A 16,270-nucleotide genomic window follows, 5' to 3' on the forward strand; every position below is an offset into this window, starting at 1 on the left:
ATTCGGGTAATTCGCTAAAAAACCTCTGCTAATATGGGTATTAACCGGTATACGGGTAATGCTCATGGGAGGAGGGGATGTTGTGGAGTATTCAGAAATCAATGTTTGGCGAATCAAATCGCTCTGCGGCAAGCGCGGAATAACCTACAACAAACTCGCCTCGAGAAGTGGATTGAAGCAGTCGACGGTAGACAATATCGTTCGGGGCCTGACAAAGAATCCACGCATTATGACGCTTCACAAAATAGCAAATGGTCTGAACATGACAATTTCAGAGTTTTTGGATTTTAAAGAGATGAACGATGTATCGTTCGAGAACGACTTCAATGACGATGAAGACCCTAACGCCATATAATATCGATAAAGATTGAATGGGTGGGGGAACGATGAAGCCAAGGAAACACCCTTTAGGGAATAAGAATGGTGTTGGCAGACAGATTACGGCGCTAAGGAAACAGAAGAGTATGAAGCAATGCGATCTATTACTGGAGCTTCAACTGAAAGGGATTGAAATAAGCGAGTCGGCGTTATCAAAACTGGAAGGTCAGACGCGTCCTGTTACGGATATAGAATTGAAAGCATTTGCGGAGATATTCGACGTTTCGATTGATGAGTTGGTGCGTCCACCGAAGGAATAACATAAAGAGCGCCGCCCGGATGGGCGGCGCTCTTTTGCGTTCTGGGATCGTATCTCCCCGAAAGCATGATAGGACGGTCCCGGAGGCTCTCGGGCAGAGGCATTGCGCCCGCGGCGCGGCGGCAGGCGGGATGCTGAACACCTGTCCGTTGATGCGTGGACAGGGCGCCGCCGACTTTGGCCGAAGGCCAACCGGAGGCGGCGCGGGGGTCAAGGGGGCGCAGCCCCCTGCGGTTTCTTTCCCCTATTTCTTGGGCGGCCAAGAAATAGGGCCGCCTGCCGGGGCGGGACCCGGCAGCTCCGCCGCTCAATGAGCGGCAAATCGAAACCCGCCGTCGGTCGACTACCGACAAACTGCGCCGCTCGATGAGCGGCAAACCTAAAACGGCCGTCGGCCGGCCACCGACAAACTGCACCGCTCCCCGAGCGGCAAATTCAAAAAAACCTATTTCGCCAAAAACCCAATTTTCTTATAGACCTTATCCAGCGTCCGCTGGGAAATCGCCTCGGCGCGCGCGGCGCCCTTCCTGTAACATTCCTCGAGGAAGGCCTTGTCGGCCATATAGCGGTCGAACTGCTCGCGCACGGGGCGGAGGGTCTCTGCGACCGCTTCGCCGACGGCGGTTTTGAAGTCGCCGTAGCCGCGTCCGGCGAACTCCGCCTCGATGGCGGGAAAGTCCCTGCCGGTGACGGCGGAATAGATCGCCATGAGGTTATTGATGCCGTCCTTGCCCTCGCGGCAGACGACCTCGGCCTCCGAGTCGGTGACGGCGGAACGGAACTTCTTGACGATCGTCTCGGGCTTGTCGAGGATGCCGATAAAAGCCTTGGGGTTGTCGTCGCTCTTGCTCATCTTTTTGGTGGGCTCCTGAAGGGACATGACCTTGGCGGCGAGCTTGGGGATATAGCCGTCTGGCAGGGTAAAGACGTTGCCGTAAACGCCGTTGAACCGCTGTGCGATATTGCGCGCGAGCTCGAGGTGCTGCTTCTGGTCGATGCCCACGGGCACGAGGTCGGCTTGATAGAGCAGGATGTCGGCGGCCATGAGCACCGGGTAGGTGAAGAGGCCGGCGTTGACGTTTTCGGGATGCTTGGCGGACTTATCCTTGAACTGGGTCATGCGGGAGAGCTCGCCGAACTGGGTGTTGCAGGAGAGCACCCACGAGAGCTCGGCGTGGGTCTTGACATGGCTCTGGATGAAGAGCACCGACTTTTCCGGGTCGATGCCGCAGGCCATGACGAGCGCGAGCGCGGCGAGGGTGTTTTCGCGCAAGGCCTTGGGGTCCTGGCGGACGGTGATCGCGTGCATGTTGACCACCGAGTAGACGCAGTCGTATTCGTCCTGGAGCGCGACCCAGTTTTTGATCGCGCCGAGGTAGTTGCCCAGCGTCATGATGCCGGTGGGCTGGATGCCGGAAAAGATGCGCTGTCTGCGCTCGGGTTTGGGCTGTGCGGTCTGTTCCATTGTGAAAGCTCCTATCTTCTTAGTCGTAAAGCGCGTGGGTCAGCCTGCCGAGGCGTTTGCACCCCTCGACGATCGCCTCGTCGGTGGGGGTGGAGAAGTTCATGCGGAAGCTGCGGCAGGGGTCGGTCTCCCTCGCGAGGAAGGCGATGCCCGGCACGACGGCGACCTTCTCGGCGACCGCGCGGTTGCAGAAATCCATCATATCCGCGCCCTCGGGCAGGGTGCACCAGAGGAAGAGGCCGCCCTCGGGGGTGGTGTGGACGACGCGGGGGGAGAACTCCCGGTCGATGCAGTCGAGCATGAGGGCGCATTTCCGGCGGTAGATCTCCTGGAGGCGCGCAAAATGCGCGCCGAGGTCGGCGGTGGCAAGCCACCGCTCGCAGATCATCTGGGCGAGAATGTTGGTGTGCACGTCGGCGCACTGCTTGCCGACGGTCATCTTGGCGATGACGGCGGGAGGCGCGGCGACAAAGGCGACGCGGACGCCCGGCGCGAGGATCTTGGAGAAGCTGCCGACATAGAGGACGTGGCCGTCAGTGTCGAAGGATTTGATCGCGGGGAGCGGCTCGCCCGCGAAACGCAGGTCGCCGTAGGGGTTATCCTCGAAGACCATGACGTCGTATTTTTGCGCGAGGCGCAGGATCTCCCTGCGCTTATGCAGGCTCGTCGTGATGCCGGTCGGATTCTGGAAGTTGGGGATGACGTAGAGGAGCTTGACGTTGGGCTGCTCGGCCATCGCGCGCTCGAGCTTTTCGAGGTTGAGGCCGTCCGCCTCCATCTCGACGCCGACGAGGTTGCAGTTGTAGGACCGAAAGCAGTTGAGGCAGCCGATGAAGGAGGGGTCCTCGCAGAGGACGGTGTCCCCCTCGTTGACGAACGCCTTGGTGGCGAGGTCGGCGCCCTGCTGCGCGCCCGACAGGATGATGAGGTCGTTTCCCTCCATCGGGACGCCGTAGCGGTCGGCGACCATCCTTTTGAGCGCCTCGCGCAGGGGAGGGTAGCCCTCGGTGATCGAATACTGCAGCGCGTCGATGGGGCGGTCCCGGAGGATTTCCGCCGTGATGCGGCGCACGTCGTCGACGGGGAAGGCGTCGGGGGCGGGGTTGCCCGCCGCGAAGGGGATGACCTCCGGGTCGGAGGTGGCTTTCAAAATCTCACGCACCAGCGAGGGCTGGAGGGAGGACATGCGGTTGGAAAACTGATAGGTCATGATGGGCCGTCCTTTCTGCGTTCCGGCAGGATGCTTTCGCACATTAAATCATATGCAAGTATTTTAGCACAAGCGGAAAGGCATTTCAAGGAAGGCGGGGGCTTTTTTGCCGCGCGCTCCGCCGGAAAGCCTCCAAAATCGACAACCTCTTTCGACCGGTTATGCAGACTGTAATATCTACAATTAATGTTACAGCAAGGATAACCTTCTATCATATGAGGAACAGGTGAACTTTATGCAGAACAGGACAGGCCTCGCGGGGCTTTCGATCGGCGCGCGGGCGCGCCAGGCGGTACGCGCCCACAAGCTCGGGCTCGGATATCTCGGGTATATCGCGGCGGGCTTTGTGTCGGCCAACGCGTTCGTGCTGGGCGGGCTCGCCCCCTTTGGGGTGGCGTTCGCGGCGTCCGCGAAACAGAAGTTCGGCGCGGCGGCCATCCTCGGCGCCACGCTCGGCTATCTGTTCTCCCTCGACGTGCTCGGGAACGTCAAATACATCGTCGCGATGGCGTTTTTGTTTCTGCTGCGCTGGGTCCTCTCCTCCGGCAGCCTGCTCAAGGGGATCCGCCCGTCCGGCCAGGCGCTCACCGCCCTCGCCCTCGGGCCGCCCTCGCTGGCGATCACCTTCCTCTCGGGCGGCAGCGTCTACGACGGGGTGCTCGCGGTGGCCGAGCTGCTGCTCGCCTGCTGCGCCGCCTACTTCTTTTCCCGGTCCGCGCAGGCGCTTGAGCTGGGCGCCGACAACCTGCGCCAGACCGACGTGACCTCGCTGGTCATCACCTTCTGCATCGTCATCCTCGCCCTCGTCAACCTCAAGGTGCTCGGCGTGTCGGTCGGGCGCACGCTGGCGGTGCTCGTCATCCTCATCTGCGCGCAGGCCGCCCGCGAGGCGGGCGGCGCGATCGCCGGGGTCGCGGCCGGCGTGTCCGCCGGGGTGATCGGCGGGCCGTACACCTTTTTGATGGGGACCTACGGCTTCGGCGGGCTGCTGGCCGGGGTGTTCGCGCCGATGGGGCGCGCCGCCTCGGCCGGGGCGTTCATCGTCGTCAACACCTTCGCGCTGCTCGCCGCCCGCCGCATCCTCGACCGCGGGCTGCTCATCGAGGTATTCGTGGCGAGCATCCTCTCGATCCTCATCCCCGCCTCCTTCCTCAAGCGGTTTTCCGCCCGCCCGGCGGGGGACCGGGCGGTGCAGGGGGAGACCTACAAGGCGCTGCTGAAGAACCGGATCGGCGGCGTGTCGCTCGCCCTGCGGGACGTGGCCGACACGACCCGCAGGGTCAACGAGCGGCTCTCCGGGATGGTGAGCGGGGACCTCTCGTCGGTCTACAACGCGGCCGCGGACCGGGTGTGCCGCAAGTGCAAGAACCGTTCGGTCTGCTGGCAGCTCAAATATACCGACACCTGCAACGTGCTCAACGACGCGCTCGGGGTGCTGCGCAGGGGGGAGGAGCTGGCGCCCGAGGCGTTCCCCGCCTACTTCTCCAAGAGCTGCCTGCGCCTCCCCGAGCTTTCGACCCAGATGAACCTGCTCTTCCAGGAATATACCGCGCGGGAGAGCATGCGGCGCAAGGTGTCGCAGGTGCGCGGGGTGGTGACCGACCAGTTCGAGGGGATGGCGCTGATGATCGACGCGATGGGGCGCGACCTCGACGAGCTGGCCACGCAGGACGGCACGACGGCGGGCAAGGTGCGGGAGTACCTCCAGTCGCTGAACGTCTTTCCCGACCTAGTGACCTGCACGGTGGACGGCGGCGCGAACATGACGCTGGAGGTCACGGTCCCCACCTACAAGCTCTCGCGGCTCGACCTGACCGAGCTGACGGTGTCGCTGTCGGACATCTGCGGGCGGGATTTCGGCCTGCCCGCCTGCAAAAACCGGACCGACTGCGCGGCGACGGTGATGACCTTCACCGAGAAGGCGGTCTACACGGTCAAGTGGGGCGCGACCCAGCTGGGGAGCAGCTGTTCGCGGCTGTGCGGGGACAGCTACAGCTATGTCGACGGCCGGGGCGGCCGGGTGAACGTCATCCTGTCGGACGGGATGGGCAGCGGCGGCGCGGCGGCGGTCGACTCGACGATGACCTCCGAGCTGCTGGCGCGGCTGATCGAGGCGGGCGTGAGCCTCGACGCCTCCCTCAAGCTCGTCAATTCGGCGCTGCTCGTCAAATCGGGCGACGAATCGCTCGCCACGATCGACATCACCGGCGTCGACCTCTACACCGGCAAGGCGGAGTTCTACAAGGCGGGCGCGGCCCCCACCTTCCTGCGCAAGTCGGGCAAGGGGGGCTATGTCGAGTCGAGCTCGCTGCCGGTGGGCATCCTCGGGGGCGTGAACTTCGAAAAAAACGCCGTCACGCTGCGTGACGGCGATGTGATCGTCATGGTGTCGGACGGCGCGGTGGCCGGCGGCTATGAATGGCTGGTGTCCGACCTCGAGCACTACGGGAGGGACGACCCGAAGGAGCTGAGCGAACAGCTGGCCGACGAGGCCAGGCGCCGCCGCACCGACGGGCACGAGGACGACATCACGGTGATCGTGCTCATGCTCGAGCGGGGGATTTAAGCGGCCCTACGCGTAGGGGCCCGCCTCGAGCAGGACGACGAACCGGTCCTCGGGCGGGAGCAGGACGACCTTCTTGTTCTTGCTCCTGGCGGTGTCGACCGCCTCGACCGAGACGACGGCGGGCGCGCAGTCGTTGGGGCGGGCGTAGCCCTCGGCGAAGCCGGAGACCCCGCCGATGCGGGAGACCCACACTCCCTCGAGCCCGCGGGCGAGGTAGGAGTCGTATTCGGGGGAGAGGTTGTTTCCGAAATGGTCGGTAAAGGTATAGGAGCCGTTCGCCCCGGCGGGGGCGCGGTCGGTGAGCAGGGTGAGCAGCTGGGGGGAGGCCGCGCGGGAGAGCGCGGGGTAGTAGGTCTTGAACTCCATGAGCCGCAGGCGCTGGGCGTTGAGGTTCTCATAGCGGGTTTTGACCTTGCGAAGCTTCGCCTTTTTTTCGGTGGCGGTCAGCCGCCACTCCTCGGCGGAGCCCTGGCTGACGAGGTTGGTGAGGTTCATCGTGAGCCCCGTCACCCTGCCCTCGCCCGACATGGTGAGGACGCTGTCCACCACGAGCACGTTGGCCGAGTCGTCCTGCTTCATGACCTCGAGGATTTTATTCATGCTCGCCTTATCCAGGACGTTGGCGGCGGTGATCTTGTCGAGCGTCGTGGTGTTGAGCCGCACGCGCAGCGCCTCGATGCCCTTTGATATGCCGAAGAGCACCCCGATGCAGAGCGCGAGGGCAATGAGCGTCACAAGGATCAGCCGGCGCTTGTATTTGGGCTTCATCCGTTTGAACTGCGCGAAGGTCAACTGCACCACCGCCTGTCAGATTTTGTTTCCCAATGGAGAGGTGTCCGGTTGCTTCCATTATAATGCATTGTCGGAGGATGTCAATAAATGCCGGTTCCCGCGGCCCCCCTTTTTCCCGGGCGCGCGCCGCGGGGGAATAAAAGGCGGCCGCCCCGGGGGCGGCCGCCTTTTATTCCCGCAGGGCGCCTGCGGCCCAGTCGTCAAAGGCCGACAGCTGCCCGGGCGTGTGAAAAAAGTGCTCCCCGCCCGGAAGGACCCGCACCTCGGCGCCGTACCGCCGCGAAAAGGCGGCGATCTCCGGCCACGCGCAGAGGGCGTCGTTTTCGCCGTAGAGGATGGACGTCGGGCTTTCCCACGCGAAGCGCACGGGGTGGGTCCTCACGTAGCCGAAATAGTCCCAGTCGAGCGGCGGGCCGCCCTCCACCGGGATGAGCCTTTCCGCCCGCAGCCGTTCCTCGCTCACGCCGGCGGCGGCCATCATGTCGCGGATGATCCGCTCCATGTTGACCACGGGAGAGAGGAAGAGGCTCTGGGAGAGGGGCAGCCCGTGGTAGGCGAGCAGGCCGAAATAGGCCCCCATGCTGCACCCGAAGAGGGCGACGCTTCCCGCCCGCGGGCGGACGTATTCGTAGACCGCGCCGAGGTCGCTTACACAGGACGGCGGATCGGGCGGCAGGGCGCCGCCGGCCCGTTCGCCGTGCTGCGGCAGGTCGAAGCTGAGCGTCCGGTACCCCTTTTCGGCGGCGCGCCGCGCCAGCAGGGCGATAACCCGGTCCGCCTTGTGCGAGAAGTTGCCGTGCACCGCGATGATCCAGCGGTCGGAGGCGGGCCCCCACAGGAGGGCGGGAATCCCCTCCGCCGCGCCTGGAATCGTGATGCGTTCCGTCTGGTCCATACTGCCTCCATCCGGCGGACGCCGGTTCCTTTTATTGCTCCTGGCCCGCCTTCCGGTTGCGCAGGAAGGGGATCCAGTTGACGAACAGGGAGATGAAAATGCCGATGAGCGTATCGAGAATGCGGTTGAGCGCGAACACATAGGGGACGAGGTCGAGCCCGTGGGAGACGGTGATGCTCAAAAAGACGACGCAGGTGATATAGGTGGCGGAGGTCTTTTTGACGAGCACGGTGAGGTACATGAGCGGGACGAGGGCGGCGGAGATGATCGCGTACTGCAAGAGCCCGGTCCCCTCGGGCAGGAAGGTGCGCAGCAGGTAGAGCACGCCCATGCCGTAGAGACCGCCGATCAGCGTGCCGACGACCCGGTTGAGCCCGACGCGGAGGCCCCCCCGCACGTCGGGCTGCATGCAGAGGATGGCGGCGATCGCGGAGTAGAAGGGGACGCCGTCGCCGCGCAGCGTGTCGATGAGAAAGCAGAGGAAGACGGCGAGCGCGGACTTTAAGATCCGCAGGCCGGGCCGCGGGAATTTGGCGGGGGACATGGCTTCACCTTCCGTCGGAGGATTGGGCGGCTTCCCCGGGCAGGAAGCCGGGACAGGTGCGCGCCGCGTGGAAGAGGTACTGCTGGGCGAGCCCCTCCACGCCGCGCGCGCAGGCGGGCAGGCCGTCCGGGTAGAGCCGGTCGAGCACCCGGCGCACCCACACGTCGATCGGCACGCACTCGACGCGCCCGCAGCCGTAGAGCAGCGCGCATTCGGCCACCTTGGCGCCCACGCCGGTGATCTTCCGGAGCTCCCCGCGCGCCTCCTCGAGAGGCAGGTGCGCGAGCGCCGGGAGGTCCACCTCGCCCGAGGCGGCCTTTCGTGCCGCGTCCACGAGGTAGCGCGCCCGGAAGCCCGCGCGGATGGGCGCGAGGTCGTCCGGCTCGAGCGCGGCGAGGCGTTCGGGGGAGGGGAAGGCGTGGACGCCCTCCCCGAGCGGCTCCCCGAAGGCGGCGCACAGCCGCTCGACGATCCCCTTGATGCGGGGGACGTTGTTGTTCTGGCTGATGATGAAGGAGCAGAGCGCCTCCCACGGCTCCTGCCGGAGCACGCGGACGCCGGGGGCGTAGGCGACGGCGCGCGCGAGGACGGGGTCGGAGGAGAGGCGGCGTTTGACCTCCCCGTAGTCGCGGTCGAGGTCGAAATAGCCGCGCCACACCGCCTCGAAGTCCTCCGCGCCGCCCAGGATGCGGATTTCCCCGGCCGTTTGTGCAATGTGACAGGCCCTGCCGCGCGCCACACCGAAAAAGCCGCCGTCGGGCAGCCTTTTCCAGCGGAACGCCTGTCCGCAGTCGAGCGTTTCGGGCAGGGAGAAATCGCCCGAATCGGGGAGAATCACGTCGTTTCCGCGCAGGAACGCGCCGCATCCGGTCGAAACTGGTGCCATGGGCGGGACTCCTTTTTCAGAATTTTTACCCTCCCAGTATAGCAGATCGCGCCGCCAAAAGGAACAAAGATTTTACAGGGAACTTTATCAATCTATACAAAAACGGGGGGAAGGCCGGATTACTCGCAGTAGTGGAAGAAACTGGGAGGCGTCGTTTTTTTTCACCGCCGTTGAAAGGGGGACAAGGTGGAAAACACGGATACGTCCGCAAAGTTTTCTACCGTTTCCACAGAGTTTTCCACAATGGGCCGGAATGGGGAATCCATTCCGGCTTTTTTGTAATACCCGGCGTATAACGTTTCCGAAAACCGGGCGGCTGATTTTTGTTCAAATTGGCCCTTGACAGGGGAATAAATGAAGACCCGCTGTTCAAAATAGGAAAGCAAAACGATTTTAAAATCGGGGCGTCGGGGGCGGCGCGGGCGGCAGCCGCGGCCCGCCCGCCCCTCTTTTGCGGCGCAAGGCCCTTCCGCCCGCCGCGCGGGGCGGAAGGTGAAAAATTTTTCGGGCGCGGGGGAAGGAGCAAGCAGATGCTGAAGGGTGTCAGTCAAAAGGTGATCGAGGTGGTGCACACCGACAACCGGTACTTTGAAAAGGCGATTTTATTTTTGCGGCCGAACGCGCAGGGGGAGGACAAGCTGAGCCTGCGGGCGCGCGCGGGGGAATACCTCTCGCAGATCGATTACAACCCCGCGGGGCATGAAAAGCGCAAAACCCCGCTGGGAGAGGCCCTCAAAATCGGGCTGGCGGCGCTGGTGGGGGCCGCGGTTGCGTGCGCGTTCTTCCTGCTGTGATCTTTTTCGGCAAAAATCGTCTCTTTTTTTGCAAAATCGCAACGAATCTCTAGCATCCGGTATACTGTTATGTTATAATATACTCTGTATAAAACAGAACGTATAACCGGAGGCCATCCCTCCGGAGGAGGGCTCCGTATGGCGAATTCCAATCCCCGGCTCGACCGGGAGGACGAGAACACCGTGCTCGGCCGCAACGCGGTGATCGAGCTGCTGCGCGGCTCCCGCGAGGTGGAGTGCGTCTACATCTGCGACGAGGTGCCCGCGCGCGGCCAGCCGATCTCCCGCATCGTGGCCATGGCGAAGGAGCGCGGGGTGCCGGTCAAGAAGGTCGACGCGAAAAAGCTCGACGCGCTCTCGAACGGCCTGCCCCACCAGGGGGTTGCCGCGCTGGCGGCGGCCTTTTCCTACAGCACGGTCGACGGCCTCTTTGCGCGGGCGGGCGGCGAACCGCCCTTCTTCCTCGTGGCGGACGGCATCGAGGACCCCCACAACCTCGGCGCGATCATCCGCACCGCCGAGGCGGCGGGCGCCCACGGCCTCATCCTGCCCAAGCGGGGCGGCGTGGGGCTCACCCCCATCGTGGGGCGCACGAGCGCCGGCGCGGTCGAGCACCTGCCGGTCGCGCGGGTGACCAACCTCGTGCGCACGCTCGAGGAGCTCAAAAAGCGCGGTGTGTGGATTTACGGCGCGGAGGCGGGCGGCGGCCGCTGGGAAGAGTGCGACCTGACCGGCCCGGCCGCCCTCGTGATCGGCTCGGAGGGGTTCGGCCTCTCCCGGCTCGTCCGCGAGACCTGCGACGTGATCCTGTCGCTGCCGATGCTGGGGAAGGTCAACTCCCTCAACGCGTCGGTCGCGGCGGGGATCCTGATGTATGAGGTCGTCCGGCAGCGGACGCGTGCAGAGCGGTAAACCCGGATTTTTTGCGATTTTAGAGGAGAGTGGAAACGGGAATGGCTCAGAACTACAATGTCGACGATATCCTGGAGGAAATCCGCCGGAAGAAGAGCCGCGAGGCCGCGCAGGATACATACGGGCAGGAGACCCCCCCGGCCCGCGCGCCCGCGCCGCAGGAGGACTACCGCCCCCGCCGCGCGGAGGACGCGCAGGAGCCCCGCAGGGCCGTCCCGCGCGCGGACGAGCCCTACTATGAGCGCACCCGCCGGCCGCAGCGCCGGCCGGCCGCCCCCCAGGAGGAGCGGCGCTCCCGCCTGAGCGGGTTCGGGCAGGAGGCGCAGGAGGCGCCGCGCCGGGAGGAGCCCCCCCGGCGTCCCGCGCAGGGAAGCGCGCGCCCGCGCTATGACGACTACTCCGCGGAACCCGCGCCGAAGCACGCCCGTCCGCGCTACGACGACTACCCCGCGGAGCCCGCGCTGAAGAGCGTGCGCCCGCGCTACGACGACTATCCCGCGGAGCCCGCGCCGAAGAGCGCGCGCCCGCGCTATGACGACTACCCCGCGGAGCCCGCGCCGAAGAGCGCGCGTCCGCGCTACGACGACTACCCGCCCGCGGAGCCCGCGCCCAAGACGCCCTACGATTTCGAGAGCGATTCCGCGCCGCTGCCGCAGGGCGAGACGCTCGGGGAGACGCTCGACCGGCTGCGCCGTTCGCGCGGCGGGGCCGCGCAGCAGCCCGCCGCGCCCCGCGAGGGGGCAGGGGAGGGCTTCACCTTTCGCGCCGCGCCAGAGGAACCGGCGGACGATTTCCGGCTGCCCTCCTGGGAGGACGACGCGCCCCCGCCGGAGGCGGGAGGCTTCGGGTTCCAGTTCGGGTTCGACGCCGGGACGGAACCGGAACCGGACGGCACCCGGATGGACATCCCCCTGCGTCCGCGCCCGCGCAGGAACGCGCCGGCGGGTCACACGCAGGAGATCGACACGGCCGCGCCGCGCCGCGCGCGGGAGGAGGGTCCGCAGGAGCTGGCCCAGTCCAAGTGGCGGCAGTCCTACGCCGAGCAGGAGCTGCTCGAGCAGGAGGTCCCGGAGGACGATTTCGGCGCGCCGGAGGACGCGCCCTATGTGGAGAAGGACCTCCGGTCCATCCGCACCGGGCTGACCGTCCGGCAGGTCGTGACGGCGGTGCTCGCCTTTCTGTCCCTCTACCTCACCGTTTCCCTCAAGGTGGTCCCCTTCGCCGGGAAGCTCGGGATCCCCGAGGGGTATATGCTGCCGCTGCCCCCGGCGGTCGCGCCGGAAAACAACATGCGGCTCTTTTTGATCGTGAACCTCGTGCTCGTGGTGCTGGCCGCCATCGTGTGCAGCAACATCGTGGGCGGCGGCATCGCGGCCCTCTGCCGCATGCGCGCCAACTGCGACACCCCCGCCGCGCTCGCCGTGCTCGCCGTGCTCATCCAGGGCATCGTGCTGACCGTGCTGCCCGACGCGGTGCTCGGCAACGGGAACGTCAGCCTCTATTTCCCGCTGGCCGTCGTGGTGCTGCTCTTCTCCCTCTTCGGCAAGAAGCTGATGATGAAACGGATTGAGCGCAACTTCGCCACCCTCACGGCGGAGGGGGACAAATATGCGCTCGTCCAGATCCAGAACCGCGAATTCGCGCGGGAATTCTCCCGCGGCCTCGGGCCGGACGTCGACCGGGTCGCCTACAGCGCCCGCGCCGGCTTCATCACCGGGTTCCTCGACCGCAGCTATTCCCCCGACTACAGCGAGTCCTTCTCCAACATCGCCTCGCCCATCTGCCTCGGGGGCGCGCTGGTGGTGGGGATCGCGGGCTTCTTCCTGATGGACCGTGAGCTGGTTTCCGCCGTTTCGGCGTTCGCGGCGGTGCTGTGCATCTGCGCGCCCCTCTCGGGCTCGCTCGTGCCCAACCTCATGCTCGCCCGCCAGGCCAGGCGCCTCTCCCGGAAGGGAGCGATGCTCGCGGGCTACACCGCCGCCGAGGACTACGCCGACACCGGCGCGGTGGTCGTCAGCGACCGGGACCTCTTCTCGGACGACAGCGTCATGCTCCACGGCATGAAGGTGTTCGCCGAAAAACGGATCGACGAGGCGATCCTCGACGCCGCCAGCGTGATCATCTCCTGCGGGGGCATCATGTCGGGCATCTTCCTCAATATGATCGGCGGCAACCGCCGGATGCTCAAAAAGGTCGACAGCCTCATGTACGAGGACGGGATGGGCCTTTCGGCGTGGGTGGACGGCAAGCGGGTGCTGATCGGCAGCCACGAGCTCATGCGCAACCACGACATCGACTGCCCCTCCCGCGACTTCGAGATGCGCTACACCCGCGACGGGCGGCAGGTGCTCTATATCGCCAATTCGGGCGAGCTCTCCGCGATGTTCGTCGTGAGCTACAACGCCGACCCCGAAACCGCCGACGCCCTCTCCGAGCTGGAGCGGCGGGGCGTTTCGATCGCGCTCTACACCACCGACCCGAACATCACCAGCGAGCTGGTCGCGGCCGCGTTCGGCGTGCGCCGCACGAGCGTGCGGGTGCTCCCCGCCAAGATCCATGCGGAATACGCCTTCCTCACAAAGCCCAAGGAGCGTATCTCCGCGGGCGGCTGCCATGGGGGCGGGCTCGCGGGCGTGCTCGCGCTGGTGCGCGCCGCCTCGGCCGTCCGGAAATCGGTCATGCGCGCCACCGTCGTCCAGCTCATCGGCATCGTCGCGGGCTACGGGATCGTCGCCTTCATGGCCTTCACCGGCTCGCTGCAGCTCGCCTCCTACGGGGTGCTGCTCCTTTTCGGGCTGGCGTGGTACCTGATCACCCGCGCCGCCGCTTCGGCGGGCAAATAATCGATTTTACCCGCAACAGGGCCGCTGCACCAGCAGCGGCCCCTTTTTTCGCATATTCCTTGTGCAAAGTCCATAGTATTTTCCGGATTATTTATACAGGCGAACGGAGGGGATATCCCTTGCGCACGCCTCTGAGAAATTATATAATATCAATATAATGCCTCGCAAACACACGGCGATTGCTGGCAATTATGACTAATGCTCAGTGCAGATAGAAAAAGGAGTGTTATTACATGAGACAATACTTAGCGGGTAAGATCCGGAACGTTGCAATTGCCGGCCACGGAAGCAGCGGCAAAACCTCCCTGGCGGAGGCCCTGCTCTTTAAGGCCGGCGCAACCGATAGATTGGGAAAGGTCCCCGACGGCAACACCGTCTGCGACTTCGACCCCGAGGAGGTCAAACGCAAGGTTTCCGTTTCGAGCGCGGTCGCTCCGTTCAGCTGGGGCAGCGTCAAGATCAACCTGATCGACACCCCGGGACTTTTCGATTTCGCTGCGGGCATGTATGAAGGCGTGCGCGCGGCGGAGAGCGTGCTGATCGCCGTGTCGGCGCGTTCCGGCCTCAACGTGGGCGCGGAAAAGGCGTATAAGCTGGCCGAGCAGATGGGCAAATCGCGGATGTTCTTCGTCAACAAGATGGACACCGAGAACGCCGACTTCTACAAGGTGCTCGAGGAGCTCAAGGGCGCGTTCGGGCCGTCGGTCTGCCCGCTCGTCGTGCCGGTCGTCGAGGACCACAAGGTCCAGTGCTACATCAACCTGGTCGACAACAAGGCCTACCAATACAACGCCAAGGGCGAGCCCTCCGAGGTCGCGATGCCCGACATCGAGCACCGCTTCGAGGGCCTGACCGCCGCCATCAGCGAGGCGGTCGCCGAGACGGACGAGGAGCTGTTCGAGAAGTTCTTCTCGGGCGAGCAGTTCACCCGCGACGAAATCCTCAAGGGCATCCACGACGGCGTCCACAACGGCACCATCACCCCCGTGCTCTGCGGCTCCGCGGCCACGCTCGAAGGCATCGACATGCTCCTCGACGCGCTGGTCGACCACCTGCCCTCCGCGTGGGAGGCGGGCGCCGAGACCGCCGAGGACAAGGACGGCAACCCGGTGGAGATCGCCTGCACCGACGAGGCCCCGCTGGCCGCCTATATCTTCAAGACGGTCGCCGACCCGTTCGTCGGCAAGCTCTCCTATTTCAAGGTCGTCGCGGGCAAGCTCTCGAACGAGATCGCTCCCGTCAACTCCCGCACCGGCGAGCCGGAGCGCCTGGGCAAGCTCATCTACATGACCGGCAAGAAGCAGGAGGACACCGCCTTCATCACCGCGGGCGACATCGGCGCGGTCACCAAGCTGTCGAGCGCCATCACCGGCGACACCCTCTGCGACCCCAAGCGGGTGGTCTCCTTCGCGCGGATGAACTTCCCCGAGGCGTGCCTGTCGATGGCCGTCAAGGTCAAGAACAAGGGCGACGAGGGCAAGGTCGCGCAGGGCATGGTCCGCCTGATGGAGGAGGACCCGACCATCAAGTTCGAGCAGAACGCCGAGACCCACCAGCAGGTGATTTCCGGCCTGGGCGAGCAGCATATCGACGTGATCGTTTCCAAGCTGAAAACCAAGTTCGGCGTGGACATCGACCTTACCAAGCCCCGCGTTCCCTACCGCGAGACGATCCGCAAGGCGGTCAAGGTGCAGGGCAAGCATAAGAAACAGTCGGGCGGACACGGCCAGTACGGCGACGTGTGGGTCGAGTTCTCCCCCTACGACGGCGAGGACCTCCTCTTCGAGGAGAACGTCTTCGGCGGCTCGGTGCCGAGGAACTTCTTCCCCGCGGTCGAAAAGGGCCTGCAGGACTGCGTCAAGCACGGCGTGCTCGCCGGATACCCGGTGGTCGGCCTGAAGGCGGTCCTCGTCGACGGCTCCTACCATCCGGTCGACTCGTCCGAAATGGCGTTCAAGACCGCCGCGTCCCTCGCCTACAAGGCGGGCATGGCGCAGGCTTCCCCCGCGCTGCTCGAGCCGATCGGCAACCTCAAGGTCTACGTCCCCGACTCCAACACGGGCGACATGATCAGCGAGCTCAACAAACGCCGCGGCCGCGTGCTCGGCATGAACCCGGCGGACGACGGCCTCCAGATGATCGAGGGCGAGGTCCCGATGAGCGAGATGGGCGATTTCGCGACCGTGCTACGTTCCACCACGCAGGGCCGCGGCTACTTCACCCTCACCTTCGAGCGCTATGAGCTGCTCCCGCCCCAGCTCGAAGCCGCCGTCATCGAGGAAGCCAAAAAGATGAACGAGGAAGACTGAGGCGCGCGTACTTTTGGCCCCCGACCAAAAGTACGTTAAGGAAGGGCGGGACTGCTCGACGCTGCGCGTCGAAGCGGCGCTTCGCGCCGACGCCCGCCCGGCGCGCCTCATGGGTGAGGGTCGGCGACCCTCCCCCATGGGCCCCCACCTGGCAACTGCATACAGAAGCGGCCGCCCTTTCGGGCGGCCGCTCTTTTTGCCGGCGCGGGTGGAACCGGTCTGCTACACGCGGCAGGCTGGACGTGAGCGGAGGGCTGTGCGCACGTCAGTTGCGGCCCCTGCCCGGCAAGCTCGCCGCACATTTCGTTTCCGCCGTTGGGAGCGTCCGCAACCTAAATTGAGCCCTCAGCTGGTGTACCTGTGGGGAGCGGCGGTAGTCTGCGGGTACTGGCAAGGTACTCCCGGGGGTTTCTCAAG

General features: G+C 65.1%; 13 protein-coding genes. 7 read left to right on the forward strand and 6 right to left on the reverse strand.

The window, feature by feature from the left end; all coding sequences use genetic code 11:
- The first annotated feature begins 82 nt into the window (after positions 1–82).
- The gene (locus ACZO3G_RS12455) at positions 83–355 is read left to right on the forward strand and encodes a helix-turn-helix domain-containing protein (RefSeq protein WP_486847283.1); all 273 of its coding nucleotides are present in this window, start codon (positions 83–85) and stop codon (positions 353–355) included.
- Between the two features lie 31 nt (positions 356–386).
- Positions 387–638, forward strand: coding sequence for a helix-turn-helix domain-containing protein (locus ACZO3G_RS12460; protein WP_302549949.1), 252 nt, complete (start codon positions 387–389; stop codon positions 636–638).
- Positions 639–1,082: 444 nt separating this feature from the next.
- On the opposite strand, the gene trpS is transcribed toward ACZO3G_RS12460, so the two are convergent.
- Positions 1,083–2,102, reverse strand: a complete 1,020-nt coding sequence (gene trpS, locus ACZO3G_RS12465; protein WP_101549182.1) for a tryptophan--tRNA ligase — start codon at positions 2,100–2,102, stop codon at positions 1,083–1,085.
- Positions 2,103–2,121: 19 nt separating this feature from the next.
- Positions 2,122–3,312 carry an aminotransferase-like domain-containing protein gene (locus ACZO3G_RS12470; protein WP_276873340.1) on the reverse strand — a complete coding sequence of 397 codons (1,191 nt, stop codon included), beginning with the start codon at positions 3,310–3,312 and terminating at the stop codon, positions 2,122–2,124.
- A gap of 235 nt (positions 3,313–3,547) precedes the next feature.
- On the opposite strand from ACZO3G_RS12470, the gene ACZO3G_RS12475 reads away from it, so the two are divergent.
- A complete protein-coding gene (locus ACZO3G_RS12475) occupies positions 3,548–5,878 on the forward strand; it encodes a SpoIIE family protein phosphatase (protein ID WP_276873343.1) in 2,331 nt (776 codons plus the stop codon).
- Positions 5,879–5,884: 6 nt separating this feature from the next.
- Here ACZO3G_RS12475 and ACZO3G_RS12480 read toward each other — a convergent pair whose 3' ends face one another.
- The 4 genes from ACZO3G_RS12480 to ACZO3G_RS12495 form a co-directional block, all read right to left on the reverse strand.
- Positions 5,885–6,670, reverse strand: a complete 786-nt coding sequence (locus ACZO3G_RS12480) for a hypothetical protein (RefSeq protein ID WP_276873346.1) — start codon at positions 6,668–6,670, stop codon at positions 5,885–5,887.
- 169 nt (positions 6,671–6,839) lie between these two features.
- On the reverse strand, positions 6,840–7,565 hold the full coding sequence (locus ACZO3G_RS12485; RefSeq protein ID WP_276873349.1) for an alpha/beta hydrolase: 726 nt from the start codon (positions 7,563–7,565) through the stop codon (positions 6,840–6,842).
- A 31-nt stretch (positions 7,566–7,596) separates the two neighbouring features.
- Positions 7,597–8,109, reverse strand: coding sequence for an FUSC family protein (locus ACZO3G_RS12490; protein ID WP_276873352.1), 513 nt, complete (start codon positions 8,107–8,109; stop codon positions 7,597–7,599).
- Positions 8,110–8,113: 4 nt separating this feature from the next.
- The gene (locus tag ACZO3G_RS12495) at positions 8,114–8,995 is read right to left on the reverse strand and encodes a DNA-3-methyladenine glycosylase family protein (RefSeq protein WP_101549194.1); all 882 of its coding nucleotides are present in this window, start codon (positions 8,993–8,995) and stop codon (positions 8,114–8,116) included.
- A 530-nt stretch (positions 8,996–9,525) separates the two neighbouring features.
- On the opposite strand from ACZO3G_RS12495, the gene ACZO3G_RS12500 reads away from it, so the two are divergent.
- The 4 genes from ACZO3G_RS12500 to ACZO3G_RS12515 all read left to right on the forward strand — a co-directional run bounded on the left by ACZO3G_RS12500 (position 9,526) and on the right by ACZO3G_RS12515 (position 15,853).
- On the forward strand, positions 9,526–9,789 hold the full coding sequence (locus ACZO3G_RS12500; RefSeq protein WP_121587278.1) for a hypothetical protein: 264 nt from the start codon (positions 9,526–9,528) through the stop codon (positions 9,787–9,789).
- Positions 9,790–9,927: 138 nt separating this feature from the next.
- The gene (gene rlmB, locus ACZO3G_RS12505; RefSeq protein WP_101549198.1) at positions 9,928–10,701 is read left to right on the forward strand and encodes a 23S rRNA (guanosine(2251)-2'-O)-methyltransferase RlmB; all 774 of its coding nucleotides are present in this window, start codon (positions 9,928–9,930) and stop codon (positions 10,699–10,701) included.
- A 41-nt stretch (positions 10,702–10,742) separates the two neighbouring features.
- The gene (locus ACZO3G_RS12510) at positions 10,743–13,544 is read left to right on the forward strand and encodes a hypothetical protein (RefSeq protein WP_486847287.1); all 2,802 of its coding nucleotides are present in this window, start codon (positions 10,743–10,745) and stop codon (positions 13,542–13,544) included.
- A 233-nt stretch (positions 13,545–13,777) separates the two neighbouring features.
- A complete protein-coding gene (locus tag ACZO3G_RS12515; protein ID WP_101549202.1) occupies positions 13,778–15,853 on the forward strand; it encodes an elongation factor G in 2,076 nt (691 codons plus the stop codon).
- The last annotated feature ends 417 nt before the right edge of the window (positions 15,854–16,270 follow it).

It is taken from the genome of Anaerotruncus sp., assembly GCF_057433415.1.

Coding starts and splice junctions, on each gene's coding strand:
- ACZO3G_RS12460 (WP_302549949.1), top strand. CDS start 387: ATGAAGCCAAGGAAACACCCTTTAGGGAATAAGAATGGTGTTGGCAGA.
- trpS (WP_101549182.1), bottom strand. CDS start 2,102: ATGGAACAGACCGCACAGCCCAAACCCGAGCGCAGACAGCGCATCTTT.
- ACZO3G_RS12470 (WP_276873340.1), bottom strand. CDS start 3,312: ATGACCTATCAGTTTTCCAACCGCATGTCCTCCCTCCAGCCCTCGCTG.
- ACZO3G_RS12475 (WP_276873343.1), top strand. CDS start 3,548: ATGCAGAACAGGACAGGCCTCGCGGGGCTTTCGATCGGCGCGCGGGCG.
- ACZO3G_RS12485 (WP_276873349.1), bottom strand. CDS start 7,565: ATGGACCAGACGGAACGCATCACGATTCCAGGCGCGGCGGAGGGGATT.
- ACZO3G_RS12490 (WP_276873352.1), bottom strand. CDS start 8,109: ATGTCCCCCGCCAAATTCCCGCGGCCCGGCCTGCGGATCTTAAAGTCC.
- ACZO3G_RS12495 (WP_101549194.1), bottom strand. CDS start 8,995: ATGGCACCAGTTTCGACCGGATGCGGCGCGTTCCTGCGCGGAAACGAC.
- ACZO3G_RS12500 (WP_121587278.1), top strand. CDS start 9,526: ATGCTGAAGGGTGTCAGTCAAAAGGTGATCGAGGTGGTGCACACCGAC.
- rlmB (WP_101549198.1), top strand. CDS start 9,928: ATGGCGAATTCCAATCCCCGGCTCGACCGGGAGGACGAGAACACCGTG.
- ACZO3G_RS12510 (WP_486847287.1), top strand. CDS start 10,743: ATGGCTCAGAACTACAATGTCGACGATATCCTGGAGGAAATCCGCCGG.
- ACZO3G_RS12515 (WP_101549202.1), top strand. CDS start 13,778: ATGAGACAATACTTAGCGGGTAAGATCCGGAACGTTGCAATTGCCGGC.